This window comes from Endozoicomonas sp. 2B-B (assembly GCF_053470045.1).
Map to the genome: position 1 here is coordinate 3,518,839 of NZ_JBLZMU010000001.1, position 19,937 is coordinate 3,538,775.

Annotated in this window: 1 protein-coding gene; it reads left to right on the forward strand. The window is 53.4% G+C overall.

Annotated features, from left to right (window positions below; translation table 11 throughout):
• Positions 1 to 120 precede the first annotated feature (120 nt).
• The gene (locus ACOMHB_RS13395) at positions 121 to 19,920 is read left to right on the forward strand and encodes a VCBS domain-containing protein (protein WP_448216992.1); all 19,800 of its coding nucleotides are present in this window, start codon (positions 121 to 123) and stop codon (positions 19,918 to 19,920) included.
• The last annotated feature ends 17 nt before the right edge of the window (positions 19,921 to 19,937 follow it).

Genomic DNA, 19,937 nt, shown 5'->3' on the forward strand with positions numbered 1-19,937 from the left:
AACTGGTTTTTCGTGATACAGGAGCGAAAGGAATTCGCTTTATTCTGTGTTTGCATTGACCGCACAGTACCTAAGTCGATTTTCCGCTGCTCCCTCAGGATTCGGAGAGAGTACAAAAATATGAATTCCAGCTCAGGAAATTCTGCACCCGCCATTGGTGAGATCACAGCGGCATCAGGTAAGGTTATTGCCATAAAGCCGGATGGAACTCAGGTAATTCTTGAACCAGGAGATAAGGTTTTTCTTAATGACCGGGTGGTATCGGAAAACGGTGAGCCTGTTGTCATTACGACAGCGAATAATCAGGTTCTGGAGCTGAGTGGACAGCAACCACTTACACTGACCGACAGTGTGTTGTCCGGCCAGGGCTCTGAAGCTGATGAAGAACAGGCTGATGAAAATCAAGCTGACGAAGGGGGGCGGGATGCCATTACCGAAGGGGTTGACCCCGCTTCCGTGGCAGAAACTCCAGCGGTAGAAGAAAAAGCTTCAGAAGAGCCAGGCTCTGAACAAACAGAGTCCAGACTCGCACCTCCGGATATGCCTGTTATTACCCTTGAAAGCGATGACCAGGCAGATCAGGATTCAGCGGTCGAGTCTTCAGAAATTCTGAATGCCAACAGCAGGTCTGCCAGCAGCAACATTGTTCAGCGACAACAGGAGGCAGAGAGGGCAGAGAGTGAAGCGGGGTCGGCAGAGCCTGTTGTCGTTTCGTACCAGCCTGTCGCTCAGGTATCTTCAATGGTTGGTAGTGAAGATGCACCGGTTCTGCAGGGGCAGCTGTCTGCGACGGATGCCGGTGGTGGCGCACTCACCTACTCACTGATATCTGCACCAGAAGCAGGCTCAATCAATATTGATAGCGATGGCTCTTTTGAGTTCAAACCAGGGGCAGAGTTTGATTATCTGGCTGCGGGTGAAAACCAGACGGTTACTTTTGTTTTCGAGGTTATTAATTCACAGGGGAACAAAAGTCAGGCATCCGTAGATATCACGGTAGAAGGTGTTAACGATACACCTGAAGTAGATGCCCCGATTGCTCTTGATGTCAACCAGAATGATTCCGGTATTAGTTTAAACCTTTTAAAGAACGCCAGTGATACAGACCTTAACGATGATCTGTCTGTTACTGGCCTTCGTCTGGTTTCTGGTAATGAGGCTGGTGTTAGTGTGGCTGAAGATGGCTCAGAGGTGATTATTGATCCGGAAGCCTATAAGTACCTGGCCATTGGAGAGACGGAAACCATTACCTACGAATACCGCGTAACGGATTCGCAGGGAGATTTTACGATTCAAACCGCCAGCATCACACTGGCAGGAAGTAATGATGACCCCGTGGTTCAAGATGCAATTTTGTTGAGGGCTGACCAGAACTCGCCATTACAAAATATTGATTTGTTGGCAGGTGCCAGCGATGAGGATCAGACAGATACTTTAAATGTTATGAGCCTCCGACTCACTGCTGGTGATCCGGTTGGCATCAGCATCTCGGAAGATGGCAACAGCCTATCTCTGGATTCGTCCGCCTATCAGCATTTGGCGGCAGGAGAGTCGGAAACAGTTGAGTACAGCTATCAAGTTGACGACGGTCGAGGAGGAACAGTTAACCAGACTGCCTCAATGACAATTGAAGGCCTCAACGATGCACCCACCATCACCAGTGCCACTGATGTGGCCGGGACTGTCTCTGAAATTATGGACGGCGATGCCGGGGAGAACGGCACCAGTCTGACCGACACTGGTTCCTTTACCATTGCTGATGTTGATCTGAGTGACCAGCAGAGCGTCAGTGTCAGTGCTGGAGCTAACGGTTACCTTGGCAGCCTGACAGCTACCGTTGCTGATGACACCCAGGGTGATGGCAGTGGCCGGATCGACTGGAGTTTCAGTGTTGATGATGCCGACATTGACTATCTGGGCGTCGGCGAGACTCTGACCCAGACCTACACCGTGACTGTTGATGACGGCGAAGGCGGTACTGTCGATCAGCAAGTGACCATTACGCTGACCGGTACTAATGATGCACCAACTATCAGCAGTGCCACCGATGTTGCCGGGATGGTCACCGAGATTGTCGATGGTGGCGCCGGTGAGAACAGCAACACCCTGACCGACAACGGCTCATTCACCATTGCCGATGTTGATCTGAATGACCAGCAGAGCGTCAGTGTCAGTGCTGGAGCCAACGGATACCTGGGCAGCCTCACCGCTACCGTTGCTCATGACACCCAGGGTGACGGCAGTGGCCGGATCGACTGGAGTTTCAGTGTTGATGATGCCGACGTCGATTACCTGGCTGCCGGTCAGACCCTGACCCAAACTTACACTGTCACTGTTGATGACGGCGAAGGCGGTACTGTCAATCAGCAAGTGACCATCACCCTGACCGGTACTAATGATGCACCAACTATCAGCAGTGCCACCGATGTTGCCGGGATGGTCACCGAGATTGTCGATGGTGGCGCCGGTGAGAACAGCAACACCCTGACCGACAATGGCTCCTTCACCATTGCCGATGTTGATCTGAATGACCAGCAGAGCGTCAGTGTCAGTGCTGGAGCCAACGGATACCTAGGCAGCCTGACAGCTACCGTCGCTGATGACACCCAGGGTGACGGCAGTGGCCGGATCGACTGGAGTTTCAGTGTTGATGATGCCGACGTTGATTACCTAAGTGCAGGTGAGACACTGAACCAAACCTACACCGTGACTGTTGATGACGGCAAAGGCGGTACTGTCGATCAGCAAGTGACCATCACCCTGACCGGTACTAATGATGCACCAACTATCAGCAGTGCCACCGATGTTGCCGGGATGGTCACCGAGATTGTCGATGGTGGCGCCGGTGAGAACAGCAACACCCTGACCGACAATGGTTCCTTCACCATCGCCGATGTTGATCTGAGTGACCAGCAGAGCGTCAGTGTCAGTGCTGGAGCCAACGGTTACCTGGGCAGCCTCACCGCTACCGTAGCGGATGACACCCAGGGTGACGGCAGCGGCCGGATCGACTGGAGTTTCAGTGTTGATGATGCCGACGTCGATTACCTAAGTGCAGGTGAGACACTGAACCAAACCTACACCGTGACTGTTGATGACGGCAAAGGCGGTACTGTCGATCAGCAAGTGACCATCACCCTGACCGGTACTAATGATGCACCAACTATCAGCAGTGCCACCGATGTTGCCGGGATGGTCACCGAGATTGTCGATGGTGGTGCCGGTGAGAACAGCAACACCCTGACCGACAATGGCTCCTTCACCATCGCCGATGTTGATCTGAATGACCAGCAGAGCGTCAGTGTCAGTGCTGGAGCCAACGGTTACCTTGGCAGCCTCACCGCTACCGTAGCGGATGACACCCAGGGTGACGGCAGCGGCCGGATCGACTGGAGTTTCAGTGTTGATGATGCCGACGTCGATTACCTAAGTGCAGGTGAGACACTGAACCAAACCTACACCGTGACTGTTGATGACGGCAAAGGCGGTACTGTCGATCAGCAAGTGACCATCACCCTGACCGGTACTAATGATGCACCAACTATCAGCAGTGCCACCGATGTCGCCGGGATGGTCACCGAGATTGTCGATGGTGGCGCCGGTGAGAACAGCAACACCCTGACCGACAATGGCTCATTCACCATCGCCGATGTTGATCTGAGTGATCAGCAGAGCGTCAGTGTCAGCGCCAGTGCCAACGGATACCTGGGCAGCCTCACCGCTACCGTAGCGGATGACACCCAGGGTGACGGCAGCGGCCGGATAGACTGGAGTTTCAGTGTTGATGATGCCGATGTCGATTACCTAAGTGCAGGTGAGACACTGAACCAAACCTACACTGTGACTGTTGATGACGGCAAAGGCGGTACTGTCGATCAGCAAGTGACCATTACTCTGACCGGTACTAATGATGCACCAACTATCAGCAGTGCCACCGATGTTGCCGGGATGGTCACCGAGATTGTCGATGGTGGCGCCGGTGAGAACAGCAACACCCTGACCGACAATGGCTCCTTCACCATTGCCGATGTTGATCTGAATGACCAGCAGAGTGTCAGTGTCAGTGCTGGAGCCAACGGTTACCTTGGCAGCCTCACCGCTACCGTAGCGGATGACACCCAGGGTGACGGCAGCGGCCGGATCGACTGGAGTTTCAGTGTCGATGATGCCGACATTGACTATCTGGGCGTCGGCGAGACTCTGACCCAGACCTACACAGTGACTGTTGATGACGGCAAAGGCGGTACTGTCGATCAGCAAGTGACCATCACCCTGACCGGTACTAATGATGCACCAACTATCAGCAGTGCCACCGATGTTGCCGGGATGGTCACCGAGATTGTCGATGGTGGCGCCGGTGAGAACAGCAACACCCTGACCGACAATGGCTCCTTCACCATCGCCGATGTTGATCTGAGTGACCAGCAGAGCGTCAGTGTCAGCGCTGGAGCCAACGGTTACCTTGGCAGTCTCACCGCTACCGTAGCGGATGACACCCAGGGTGACGGCAGTGGCCGGATCGACTGGAGTTTCAGTGTTGATGATGCCGACGTCGATTACCTAAGTGCAGGTGAGACACTGAACCAAACCTACACTGTGACTGTTGATGACGGCAAAGGCGGTACTGTCGATCAGCAAGTGACCATTACTCTGACCGGTAGTAATGATGCACCAACTATCAGCAGTGCCACCGATGTTGCTGGGATGGTCACCGAGATTGTCGATGGTGGCGCCGGTGAGAACAGCAACACCCTGACCGACAATGGCTCCTTCACCATCGCCGATGTTGATCTGAGTGATCAGCAGAGCGTCAGTGTTAGTGCTGGAGCCAACGGTTACCTTGGCAGCCTCACCGCTACCGTAGCGGATGACACCCAGGGTGACGGCAGCGGCCGGATCGACTGGAGTTTCAGTGTTGATGATGCCGACGTCGATTACCTAAGTGCAGGTGAGACACTGAACCAAACCTACACAGTGACTGTTGATGACGGCAAAGGCGGTACTGTCGATCAGCAAGTGACCATTACTCTGACCGGTACTAATGATGCACCAACTATCAGCAGTGCCACCGATGTTGCCGGGATGGTCACTGAGATTGTCGATGGTGGCGCCGGTGAGAACAGCAACACCCTGACCGACAATGGCTCCTTCACCATCGCCGATGTTGATCTGAGTGATCAGCAGAGCGTCATTGTCAGTGCTGGAGCCAACGGTTACCTTGGCAGTCTCACCGCTACCGTAGCGGATGACACCCAGGGTGACGGCAGCGGCCGGATCGACTGGAGTTTCAGTGTCGATGACGCCGACGTCGATTACCTGAGTGCAGGTGAGACACTGAACCAAACCTACACCGTGACTGTTGATGACGGCAAAGGCGGTACTGTCGATCAGCAAGTGACCATTACTCTGACCGGTACCAATGATGCACCAACTATCAGCAGTGCCACCGATGTTGCCGGGATGGTCACCGAGATTGTCGATGGTGGCGCCGGTGAGAACAGCAACACCCTGACTGACAATGGCTCCTTCACCATCGCCGATGTTGATCTGAATGACCAGCAGAGCGTCAGTGTCAGTGCTGGAGCCAACGGTTACCTTGGCAGCCTCACCGCTACCGTAGCGGATGACACCCAGGGTGACGGCAGCGGCCGGATCGACTGGAGTTTCAGTGTCGATGATGCCGACATTGACTATCTGGGCGTCGGCGAGACTCTGACCCAGACCTACACCGTGACTGTTGATGACGGCAAAGGCGGTACTGTCGATCAGCAAGTGACCATCACCCTGACCGGTACTAATGATGCACCAACTATCAGCAGTGCCACCGATGTTGCCGGGATGGTCACCGAGATTGTCGATGGTGGCGCCGGTGAGAACAGCAACACCCTGACCGACAATGGCTCATTCACCATCGCCGATGTTGATCTGAATGACCAGCAGAGTGTCAGTGTCAGTGCTGGAGCCAACGGTTATCTGGGCAGCCTGACGGCTACCGTGGCAGACGACACCCAGGGTGATGGCAGCGGCCGGATCGACTGGAGCTTCAGTGTTGATGATGCCGACATTGATTACCTGAGTGCCGGTGAAACCTTAAACCAGACTTACACCGTCACTGTTAATGACGGGGAAGGTGGTACCGTTGATCAGCAGGTGACTATCACAATAACCGGCACCAACGATGCACCTACTATCACGAGTGCCACCGATGTTGCCGGGGCGGTCACCGAGATTGTCGACGGTGGTGCCGGTGAAAACAGCAACAGCCTGACTGACACCGGCTCGTTCACCATTGCTGATGTCGATCTTTCAGACCAGCAGACGGTCAGCGTCAGTGCCGGAGCCAATGGTTATCTGGGTAGCCTGACGGCTACCGTGGCGGATGACACCCAGGGTGATGGCAACGGCCGGATCGACTGGAGCTTCAGTGTTGATGATGCCGACATTGATTACCTGAGTGCCGGTGAAACCTTAAACCAGACTTACACCGTCACTGTTAATGACGGGGAAGGTGGTACCGTTGATCAGCAGGTGACTATCACAATAACCGGCACCAACGATGCACCTACTATCACGAGTGCCACCGATGTTGCCGGGGCGGTCACCGAGATTGTCGACGGTGGTGCCGGTGAAAACAGCAACAGCCTGACTGACACCGGCTCGTTCACCATTGCTGATGTCGATCTTTCAGACCAGCAGACGGTCAGCGTCAGTGCCGGAGCCAACGGTTATCTGGGCAGCCTGACGGCTACCGTGGTAGACGACACCCAGGGTGATGGCAGCGGCCGGATCGACTGGAGTTTCAGTGTTGATGATGCCGACATTGATTACCTGAGTGCCGGTGAAACCTTAAACCAGACTTACACCGTCACTGTTAATGACGGGGAAGGTGGTACCGTTGATCAGCAGGTGACTATCACAATAACCGGTACCAACGATGCACCTACTATCACCAGTGCCACCGATATTGCCGGGGCGGTCACCGAGATTGTCGACGGTGGTGCCGGTGAAAACAGCAACAGCCTGACTGACACCGGCTCGTTCACCATTGCTGATGTCGATCTTTCAGACCAGCAGACGGTCAGCGTCAGTGCCGGAGCCAATGGTTATCTGGGTAGCCTGACGGCTACCGTGGCGGATGACACCCAGGGTGATGGCAACGGCCGGATCGACTGGAGCTTCAGTGTTGATGATGCCGACATTGATTACCTGAGTGCCGGTGAAACCTTAAACCAGACTTACACCGTCACTGTTAATGACGGGGAAGGTGGTACCGTTGATCAGCAGGTGACTATCACAATAACCGGCACCAACGATGCACCTACTATCACCAGTGCCACCGATGTTGCCGGGGCGGTCACCGAGATTGTCGACGGTGGTGCCGGTGAAAACAGCAACAGCCTGACTGACACCGGCTCGTTCACCATTGCTGATGTCGATCTTTCAGACCAGCAGACGGTCAGCGTCAGTGCCGGAGCCAATGGTTATCTGGGTAGCCTGACGGCTACCGTGGCGGATGACACCCAGGGTGATGGCAGCGGCCGGATCGACTGGAGTTTCAGTGTTGATGATGCCGACGTCGATTACCTAAGTGCAGGTGAGACACTGAACCAAACTTACACCGTGACTGTTAATGATGGCAAAGGCGGTACTGTCGATCAGCAAGTGACCATCACCCTGACCGGTACTAATGATGCACCAACTATTAGCAGTGTCACCGATGTCGCCGGGATGGTCACCGAGATTGTCGATGGTGGCGCCGGTGAGAACAGCAATACCCTGACCGACAATGGCTCCTTCACCATCGCCGATGTTGATCTGAATGACCAGCAGAGTGTCAGTGTCAGTGCTGGAGCCAACGGTTACCTTGGCAGCCTCACTGCTACCGTAGCCGATGATACCCAGGGTGACGGCAGTGGCCGGATCGACTGGAGTTTCAGTGTTGATGATGCCGACGTCGATCACCTGGCTGCCGGTCAGACCCTGACCCAAACTTACACCGTCACTGTTGACGATGGCGAAGGCGGTACCGTCGATCAGCAGGTGACTATCACCCTGACCGGTACTAATGATGCACCAACTATTAGCAGTGCCACCGATGTCGCCGGGATGGTCACTGAGATTGTCGATGGTGGTGCCGGTGAGAACAGCAATACCCTGACTGACAATGGCTCCTTCACCATCGCCGATGTTGATCTGAATGACCAGCAGAGTGTCAGTGTCAGTGCTGGAGCCAACGGTTATCTGGGCAGCCTGACGGCTACCGTGGTAGACGACACCCAGGGTGATGGCAGCGGCCGGATCGACTGGAGTTTCAGTGTTGATGATGCCGACATTGATTACCTGAGTGCCGGTGAAACCTTAAACCAGACTTACACCGTCACTGTTAATGACGGGGAAGGTGGTACCGTTGATCAGCAGGTGACTATCACAATAACCGGCACCAACGATGCACCTACTATCACGAGTGCCACCGATGTTGCCGGGGCGGTCACCGAGATTGTCGACGGTGGTGCCGGTGAAAACAGCAACAGCCTGACTGACACCGGCTCGTTCACCATTGCTGATGTCGATCTTTCAGACCAGCAGACGGTCAGCGTCAGTGCCGGAGCCAATGGTTATCTGGGTAGCCTGACGGCTACCGTGGCGGATGACACCCAGGGTGATGGCAACGGCCGGATCGACTGGAGCTTCAGTGTTGATGATGCCGACATTGATTACCTGAGTGCCGGTGAAACCTTAAACCAGACTTACACCGTCACTGTTAATGACGGGGAAGGTGGTACCGTTGATCAGCAGGTGACTATCACAATAACCGGCACCAACGATGCACCTACTATCACGAGTGCCACCGATGTTGCCGGGGCGGTCACCGAGATTGTCGACGGTGGTGCCGGTGAAAACAGCAACAGCCTGACTGACACCGGCTCGTTCACCATTGCTGATGTCGATCTTTCAGACCAGCAGACGGTCAGCGTCAGTGCCGGAGCCAATGGTTATCTGGGTAGCCTGACGGCTACCGTGGCGGATGACACCCAGGGTGACGGCAGTGGCCGGATCGACTGGAGTTTCAGTGTTGATGATGCCGACATTGATTACCTGAGTGCCGGTGAAACCTTAAACCAGACTTACACCGTCACTGTTAATGACGGGGAAGGTGGTACCGTTGATCAGCAGGTGACTATCACAATAACCGGCACCAACGATGCACCTACTATCACGAGTGCCACCGATGTTGCCGGGGCGGTCACCGAGATTGTCGACGGTGGTGCCGGTGAAAACAGCAACAGCCTGACTGACACCGGCTCGTTCACCATTGCTGATGTCGATCTTTCAGACCAGCAGACGGTCAGCGTCAGTGCCGGAGCCAATGGTTATCTGGGCAGCCTGACGGCTACCGTGGTAGACGACACCCAGGGTGATGGCAGCGGCCGGATCGACTGGAGTTTCAGTGTTGATGATGCCGACATTGATTACCTGAGTGCCGGTGAAACCTTAAACCAGACTTACACCGTCACTGTTAATGACGGGGAAGGTGGTACCGTTGATCAGCAGGTGACTATCACAATAACCGGCACCAACGATGCACCTACTATCACGAGTGCCACCGATGTTGCCGGGGCGGTCACCGAGATTGTCGACGGTGGTGCCGGTGAAAACAGCAACAGCCTGACTGACACCGGCTCGTTCACCATTGCTGATGTCGATCTTTCAGACCAGCAGACGGTCAGCGTCAGTGCCGGAGCCAATGGTTATCTGGGTAGCCTGACGGCTACCGTGGCGGATGACACCCAGGGTGATGGCAGCGGCCGGATCGACTGGAGTTTCAGTGTTGATGATGCCGACATTGATTACCTGAGTGCCGGTGAAACCTTAAACCAGACTTACACCGTCACTGTTAATGACGGGGAAGGTGGTACCGTTGATCAGCAGGTGACTATCACAATAACCGGTACCAACGATGCACCTACTATCACCAGTGCCACCGATGTTGCCGGGGCGGTCACCGAGATTGTCGACGGTGGTGCCGGTGAAAACAGCAACAGCCTGACTGACACCGGCTCGTTCACCATTGCTGATGTCGATCTTTCAGACCAGCAGACGGTCAGCGTCAGTGCTGGAGCCAACGGTTACCTTGGCAGCCTGACGGCTACCGTGGCGGATGACACCCAGGGTGACGGCAGTGGCCGGATCGACTGGAGTTTCAGTGTTGATGATGCCGACATTGATTACCTGAGTGCCGGTGAAACCTTAAACCAGACTTACACCGTCACTGTTAATGACGGGGAAGGTGGTACCGTTGATCAGCAGGTGACTATCACAATAACCGGTACCAACGATGCACCTACTATCACCAGTGCCACCGATGTCGCCGGGATGGTCACTGAGATTGTCGATGGTGGCGCCGGTGAGAACAGCAATACCCTGACTGACAATGGCTCCTTCACCATCGCCGATGTTGATCTGAATGACCAGCAGACTGTCAGCGTCAGTGCTGGAGCCAACGGTTACCTTGGCAGCCTGACAGCTACCGTAGCGGATGACACCCAGGGTGACGGCAGCGGCCGGATCGACTGGAGTTTCAGTGTTGATGATGCCGACGTCGATTACCTAAGTGCAGGTGAGACACTGAACCAAACTTACACCGTGACTGTTGATGACGGCAAAGGCGGTACTGTCGATCAGCAAGTGACCATCACCCTGACCGGTACTAATGATGCACCAACTATTAGCAGTGCCACCGATGTCGCCGGGATGGTCACTGAGATTGTCGATGGTGGTGTCGGTGAGAACAGCAACACCCTGACCGACAATGGCTCCTTCACCATCGCCGATGTTGATCTAAATGACCAGCAGAGCGTCAGTGTCAGTGCTGGAGCCAACGGTTACCTTGGCAGCCTGACAGCTACCGTTGCTGATGATACCCAGGGTGACGGCAGCGGCCGGATCGACTGGAGTTTCAGTGTCGATGATGCCGACGTCGATTACCTAAGTGCAGGTGAGACACTGAACCAAACTTACACCGTGACTGTTGATGACGGCAAAGGCGGTACTGTCGATCAGCAGGTGACCATCACCCTGACCGGTACTAATGATGCACCAACTATTAGCAGTGCCACCGATGTCGCCGGGATGGTCACTGAGATTGTCGATGGTGGTGTCGGTGAGAACAGCAACACCCTGACCGACAATGGCTCCTTCACCATCGCCGATGTTGATCTAAATGACCAGCAGAGCGTCAGTGTCAGTGCTGGAGCCAACGGTTACCTTGGCAGCCTGACAGCTACCGTTGCTGATGATACCCAGGGTGACGGCAGCGGCCGGATCGACTGGAGTTTCAGTGTCGATGATGCCGACGTCGATTACCTAAGTGCAGGTGAGACACTGAACCAAACTTACACCGTGACTGTTGATGACGGCAAAGGCGGTACTGTCGATCAGCAGGTGACTATCACAATAACCGGCACCAACGATGCACCTACTATCACGAGTGCCACCGATGTTGCCGGGGCGGTCACCGAGATTGTCGACGGTGGTGCCGGTGAAAACAGCAACAGTCTGACTGACACTGGCTCGTTCACCATTGCCGATGTTGATTTTTCAGACCAGCAGACTGTCAGCGTCAGTGCCGGAGCCAATGGCTACTTGGGTAGTTTGACGGCGACCGTGGCGGACGACACCCAGGGCGATGGCAGCGGCCGTATCGACTGGAGTTTCAGTGTTAATGATGCCGACATTGATTACCTGGGTGCCGGTCAGACTCTGACCCAGACTTACACCGTCACTGTTAATGACGGGGAAGGAGGTACCGTTGATCAGCAGGTGACCATAACAATAACCGGCACTAACGATGCGGCGGTGATCAATGGTACGGACACCGGCAGTGTCACTGAAGATGCGGGTAATATCCTGACTGCCACTGGCAGCCTGAGTGTGAACGATGTGGATAACGGCGAAGGGAGTTTTACCGGAGAGACCATAACTGGCACCTATGGTTCACTGACCATGAACACCGATGGCAGCTGGAGCTACTCAGCGGATAATAGTCAGTCAGCTATTCAGGCTCTGGGGGATGGTGACAGCCTGAATGAAACCATTACGGTGAAGTCTCTGGATGGCACCACCCACGATATAGTGATTACCATTAACGGCACCAACGACGCACCCATTGCAGCTGATAACAATCTAAGTCTCAGTGAGGCGGGAAAGCATGCCTTTACTAATGCTGAATTTGGCTTCAGTGATGTGGATTCAGGGGATAGTCTTGCTTCCATTACGTTGACATCCTTGCCTGCTTCGGGAAGCCTGACATTAAACGGCAGTGCCGTCTCCGTTAACCAGGTAATCAGCACCAGTGATATTCCAAACCTGGAATTTACCGCAGATGCCAGCATTAACGGTAGTCACCATGGCAGCATTGGCTTTAAGGTAAGCGATGGTGCTCTGGAGAGCAGCACTCATACCATTGATTTTTATACACCGCCCAAAATTGATTCTGTTGTCGTCGATAATAGTTTCCAGCCCGTGATTACGGGTACGGGCCAACCAAATACTACCCTGAACTTTACCATTAACAATAACAGTTTCAGTGCATCCGTTGGCAGTGATGGTAACTGGAGCTATACGCCCTCGCTGACACTGAACGATGGTGACCCACTGAATATCAGTGTTACCTCTACAGAGGCAGGTGGTGTTGCCAGTTCTGCAACCACTTACAGTGCGAATGTTAGCCGAGGGGATGCCCAAGATAACACCCTGACAGGCGGCAACGGTACAGACTTTATGGACGGTGAGTCAGGTGCTGATGTGCTCACTGGTGGTGAGGGCGATGATTGGTTAACGGGTGGTAGTGGTCAGGATCGTTTTGTCTGGCAGGCTGGTGACGGTGGCTCTGCCGGTGATCCGGCCATTGACCGCATTACAGATTTTTCCGTCGGTGCCGGTGGTGACATTCTCGATTTGCACGCTCTTCTCAGTGGTGAGGAAAATACTACAGCAGATCAGTTTATTCATTTCCGCACAGAAGGCAGTGATACCGTCATTGACGTTAGCGTTGTTGCCGGTGGTGATGTAGTGCAGCAGATTGTGCTGGAAAACACAGATCTGTCGCCTTTGGGGAATACGGATCAGGAAATTATTGAGCAGCTGCTGAGCGATGGTCAGCTCACCCTTGCCCAGACCATTGCCATTGATAACAACATAATGGGTGACAACCAGATCAGCGCCGCCGAAGAAGGTGCCGTTCTGGTTTCCGGTGTTGGTGAGCCCGGAGCTTCCATTCAGGTCGAAATTGAAGATACATCAGCTGCTACTGTCTCTGCCACTGTAACGGTTGGACTGGATGGCACCTGGAGTTTGGCGGGCAGTGAGCTGGATGTCAGTAACCTGTCTGACGGTACACTGGATATTACCGTTACCCAAACCGACAGTACTGGAAACGTTACGACGGACACTTCGACCGTTATCTTCTCCGGTACCACCCCCACGCTATCTTCTGCTGAAATCGTGGCTAATACACAGAATCTGGTACTGACTTTTAGTGAAAATATGGACAAGAGTCGTGTCCCTGACCTGGCTGACTTTGATGTGGCCATTGATGGTAGTGCTGTCAATGTTCTTAATGTCTCTTATCTTAACGATACCCAGATTCGCCTTAGTCTGGACACAGCGGTTAGTCCCTCGGGCGGTGTGACGCTTGATTATACGCCCGGCAGTAATGCCCTTCAGGAACAGGTGGGAATTAACCCATTTGCCGCATTAAGTAGTTTCTCTGCTTCAGTGACGCCCGATGTTTCTGCTGCGGTTCGCCAGAATATGACCGTAGAGGGTGACCAGCTGGTCATTGATTATAATGAAACGCTTGATCCCGGCAGCGTTCCCGATACCAGTGCCTTCACCCTGTCTCTGGTTGGCGGCGGCAGCCGTACTGTGTCAAGCGTCAGCATTTCCGGTAGCCGGATGACGTTAACTCTGGACAGCCCGGTTGGCGATGCGGACATTGTTCAGTTGTCCTATAGCGTGGCTGATGCCAGCAATAATGGCGGTGGCCCCATTCAGGATGACCAGGGCAATGACAGTAGTAGCTTCAGTAGTGCTCTGGTTGAGAATAATACAGATACCTCAGTACCAACTATTAACAGTGCCGTGGTGGACGGTGATACTCTCACCCTGACTTATTCAGAGGATTTGAATGAGAGTGTCAGCCTGACCGGAATTCTGAATGTTGATGTGGCGGGTACCAGCAGGTCGGTCAGCAGTACTTCAATTAGTGGTAATCAGGTAACGGTGCAGCTGGCCAGCCCCGTGGCAGACGGGGAGTCGGTGACGTTTAGCTATAGCCCATCCAGTGCAGATAGCAGTAGTAACAATGACCGGGTCGAAGATTTGCGGGGCTTTGACGCCGCTGCCCTCAATCATGGCGACATAACCGTCACCAATACCACGGACACCATTTCACCCAGCCTGTCCACCGCCGAGGTGGATGGCAATACCGTGACATTAACGTTCAGTGAGGCACTGAATGGTAATGCCACCATTAATCCATCCCTGTTTAATATTGTCGTCGACGGGCAGAGTGAACCGGTCAGTAGCCTTGCTATCAGTGGCCAGCAACTGACTCTGACGCTCTCCAACGCGATTACGGATGGTCAGACGGTCACTCTGGATTACACTGGGCCCGGTGCGGGCAGTGCTCTGGACAATGACCGCCTGGAAGACCTCGTCGGTAATGACACTTCTTCGATAGCCGGCTTCTCTGTCGACAACGTGACCAACAGCGGTGGTAACCCGGAAGTTGTGCGCCTTTACAGTGATGATGCGGATCAGTGGTACAGCGATGGTGACACCATTACCGTCAAGGTAGAGTTTTCTGAGCCTGTCCAGGTGACAGGGAATCCTACTCTACAGCTGGAAACCGGCACAATTGACCGTCTTGGCACGTACAGCGGTGGTTCAGGAACTAAAGTCCTTTCCTTTACCTACACAGTGGCTAATCCCGATGAGTCTGCCGACCTCAATGCATTATCCACCTCCGCACTGGATCTTGGTGGCGGTACGATTACCGACCTCTTAGGTAACAACGCAGACTTGCTCTTGCCTGAGCTGAATGAAGCCGGGGCCCTGGCTCAACAAAACGACATCAGGATTGATACGGTTTCTCCTACCGTAGGGCTCAGCAGCAGCTCAGCCAGTTCAGCGGGCATTCTGACGCTTTCCGGTAATGGTTTCAGCTCACTGCTGTCACCAGGTGAGTCCACCGATACCGATCTGATTGGCAGACTGGATTGGTCAAAACTTTCATGGCGGGTTGTTGACAATAGCGGCAGTAACACGGATATCAGCTTTAGCGCGGCTGATATTGAATCCGCTCTGGCCGTGAACGATCAACAATTGAACATCAAGATCAGTAGTAGCAAGCTTTCCAGCATGCGTGCCACCTCAGGCTATGGTAATGAGGAAGGTATGGATCTGATCCGGATTACCAGTGATGGTTTCTTCCGGGATGCGGCTGGTAACACCATGAGCGATGGCAACAGCGCTGGCGTGGAGATCTTCATACTGCCTCCTGATGGTATTGCACCTTCTGTCAGCGGTATCACCAGCCTGACAGTGGACGGGGAATACGCAACGGGTTCCGTTATCCGTTTGCAGGTGAGCTTTGATGAAGCCGTGGAGGTGACGGGTACACCGGTACTGTTGATGGGTACTGGTGACAATATCTCTGTTGCCCGGTTCAGTTCCGGGTCTGGCACCCAGGAGCTGGTGTTTGAGTACACTGTTCAGCCAGGGGATGAGGCACCGGACCTGGATGTACTGAGTGCCAGCGCCCTGCAGCTCAATGGTGGCACCATCAAAGATTTATCGGGCAATGCCGCTGTGCTGACGGTTCCTGTTGCTGCCAATAGCGATTCGCTGGCCAGTACCGCGGATATCATGATCGACGGCTCCGCCCCAGATGTGTCTATTACCGGGGTTACTCTGGCTCCCGAGGGCGCCAATGATCAAAAACTGACCATCAATGGCAGTGGTTTTGATGCGTTATTGGGCAGTGGCGAATCCGTTGGCTTGAGCCTGACAGGAGATGCTCTGTCACGGTTTGACTGGAGCAAGCTCTCTATAAAACTGAAACAGCCTGATGGTAGCTTTGAAAGTGTCAGTCTTGACGCCTCCGATATTGGTTCAGTAGAGATTCACAATAACCGGCTTGAGATTGTTATTGATGAAGGCGTCAACAAGGTACTGGACAACAATGGTTTCAGTACCGTATCAGGGGACACAGCACTGGATATCAGTCAAGGCTTTATGGCTGACCGGGCGGGCAACCGATCTACTACCGATGCTCTTGCGGATCAGGCGGTCACTGTCACCAGCAACGGCGCTACGGTTCTTAATGTTTCCTCCGACACCGTAGATGGAAGCTATCAGGCCGGTGATGAAATTCTGATTCGCGTACGGTTCAGTGAAAAGGTCTCGCTGCAAAATTACGACCCTAATAATGACCCTCTCTTGTTGTTGCTTAATGACAGACAGCCGACCCAGGCCGATCCTTATGGGGGTAATGCCGTTTATGTCTCAGGCGATGGCACCAGGGAATTTGTGTTCCGCCATACCGTGAGTGCCGGGGAAAACATTGATGACCTTAACTATCGTGATACCAGTTCCCTGACGTTCAGTACCGGCATTTCTGCAGGCTCCCTGGTCAACGGTGCAGGCAGTAATGTCAGCCTGACATTGCCCGGAACCGCCAGCACTGAATCACTGGCCGGTAGCAGTGACATTGTTATTGACACAGATGCAGCTACCACCACCATCACCAGTGCCGCCTACGATGAAAACAACAACCAGCTCCTGCTGAAGGGAGCGGATTTTGATCAACTGCTGAACAACAGCGAAAGTGCCACCGCCGATCTTTCAGGCAGGCTGGACTGGAGCAAGCTGGTGATTGATATCGATAAGGATGACGGTATCACACAAAACGTCAGCTTCTCTGCCAGTGATGTGACGGTTGCCCGTCTGGCGGGAGCGGATACCCTGTCAATCCAGTTAACTGATGCCAAGGCCACCGAACTTGAGGGCATATTTGGCTATAAGGGTTCAGAGGATGGCGTTGATATCCAGGCAGGATTCCTGAGGGATTTGGCGGGTAACGAAGGTGCCGCAGCCACCAGTGACCTGACCCTGGATTACACCGACATTGCTGCACCGACGGTGTTGCAGGTACGCCTTGAAGATCCCGGTCAATTTATCACCGGAGAACAGGTGGTTATTCTCGTTCAGCTCAGTGAGTCAGTGAACATCAGTGGTATTGATGCTTCCGATGCCAGCACCTACCCAACGCTGAATCTGAATAACGGCGCCGTAGCCACCTACGACAGTGGTGCTGGTAGCGATATATTAAGGTTTGTCTACACCGTTGGTGCGGGTAACAGTGAAAACAGCCAGGGGCTTAACTACGCTTCAGATTCTGCGCTGACCATACCTGCCGGGGTCATGGTCTTTGATTCCGCAGGGAACAGCATGCTTGCCACGCTGCCTCCGGTTAACAGTAACGATGCGCTGGCCCAGACGGGCAGTGCCATCATAGATGTTAATGCTCCGGAAATTACCGCAGTCAACAGCCTGACCTCCGACGGCCCTTACAACGAGGGCAAGGTAATCCAGATTGAGGTGTCTTTCACTGAAGCCGTTGATATTTCTGGAGTTCCAGCCCTTAACCTGGATACCGGTGGCCAGGCCACCTACTCCAGTGGTGCCGGAACGGACAAACTGGTGTTCAATTATACGATTGGCAGTGGTCAAGACAGCTCAGACCTTGATGTCAGCAGCCTGGATCTGTCCAACGGCAGCATTACCGACCTGGCCGGTAATTCAGTGGATGTTAGCACCCTTCCGACGGGGGCTCAGGCCAACTCACTGGCAAGCAATGCAGCACTTGAAGTTGATACAACCAACCCTTCCTTACCGGGTCTGGGTGCGGTTAACTTCTGGGTTGGTAGCGACGGCTATTCGCCGGGCCGGATATTTATTTATTCAGATGGTAATCAAGCGCTTAATTCCAACGAAGTCAGCCAGATGACGCCTGACTGGAGCAAGCTGTACGTTGAAAATACAGAGACTGGCGAGCGGCATTATTTCAAGGCAGATGATTTTTCGGCCAGCAGTTTTGAACGGCACTCATCAATAAATCATGAGATGAAAATAGACCTGAACCAGAGTGGGGCTGATGCGTTTGAAAAAAACTTCCGGGGCTACAGTGACTGGCCAGACACTATGGTTGTACATGTTGAAGAAGGGTTTCTGGTAGACCGTGCTGGCAACGGCTATTCTTTTTCATCACCGTCAAACGGTCTGGATATGGAAATTCTCTCTCCTACGGATACGCCAACCGCGCAGGGGAGGCAAGGTAACAAAATTACGGATGTTCGTGTTGTCTCTGTGAATGACACTTATAAAGCCGGTGAAGAGTTGTTGATTCAGGTGGATTTCAACCATGTGGTTAAACTTGACTACAGTACAACACCTGAACTCCGGTTTAATATTGGCGGCACGCAACAAACCGCAGTACTGGACACGAATGCCCACTTATCCGGCGAGTACAACAACAGCTTTTTATACCGTTATACAATTCAGAGTGGCGATAATGTCACTGGCAGTATCTCCCTTGCGGCGTCCAACCCCATCGATACAGTATTCAAGGAACCTGCAACTTCTTCATGGACTAATGGCGCTATCACTGTCAATTCAGAGCAGAGTATCGCCCTGACAGCACCTTCAGGAGCAGGTTCCCTGGATAACAACAGTTCAGATCTGATTATCGATACGACTGCTCCGCTCACCACCATTGCCTCGGCCAGTTATGACCCCGATACCAATCAGCTGGAGCTGTCGGGTTCAAACTTCAATGATATTTTAAGTGGCAATACCGCCGCTGACAGTGCTGAGTTAAGGCTGGTGCTGGACTGGAGCAAGCTCAGCTATAAGGTCAACGGCTCACTGACCGAGAGCTTCAGTGAAGATGACGTGTTGTCTGCCAAAGTGCTGGATAACAATAAACTCATTATTGAGTTGGCAGCGGCCAAGGCTGACAGTATTGAAACCAACTCCGGTGGTGATTATAGCGATGATTCCCTGGATATCTCCGCCGGGTTTATCAAGGATCTGGCGGGCAACGTGTCAACCACCGATGCGCTCTCTGCAGGCAGTGTGACCCAGTCGGATCTGAAAGCACCTGATTTAACCTCATCTCTGGCTTCCAGTAACGAGTTGGTGCTGGGCTTCTCCGAAGCCATTTCCGGCTCGCCCTCAAACTCTGACTTTACCGTTCAAATTGATGGCAGTGCACGTCTGGTGACTGGAGTTGCCGTAAACGGCCAGGAAGTTACCGTGACCTTTGATGGCGCCCAGATTGACAGCTCAGAACAGTTACTATTCAGCTACACCGGCAGTAGCCTGAGTGACAGCAGTGGTAATGATGTGGCCAGCATCAGCGACCGGGTGGCAGGCTTTGACCATAGTTCCAGTGCCGGTTTGGACACTCTGATTGGCGATATCGGGGACGATATTTTCACCATTGACCATGACGACGTCACTGCTTCTGGTGGTTTGGGGGCTGATATCTTTGATTTTAATGCCACCGGCACAGCGCAAAACCCTGCCGAGCTGATTATTACCGATTTCAATACCGATGAAGGCGACGTGCTGAAGCTGGATGATATCCTGGTGGATCCAAGTGACAGCCTTGATGAGCATTTCCATTTTGTTGCCAGCGGCAATGATACCGTGATGGAGATCAGTGACACCGCCAATGGTGATGTCACCAAGAAAGTTACGTTCAAGGATGTTGATCTGTTCGCCCTGGGCGGAAGTGATGCTGATATTCTTAACAACCTTATGGATAACAATAATTTGGATCATGGCTCCTAAAGCCTGTTATTTTTCGA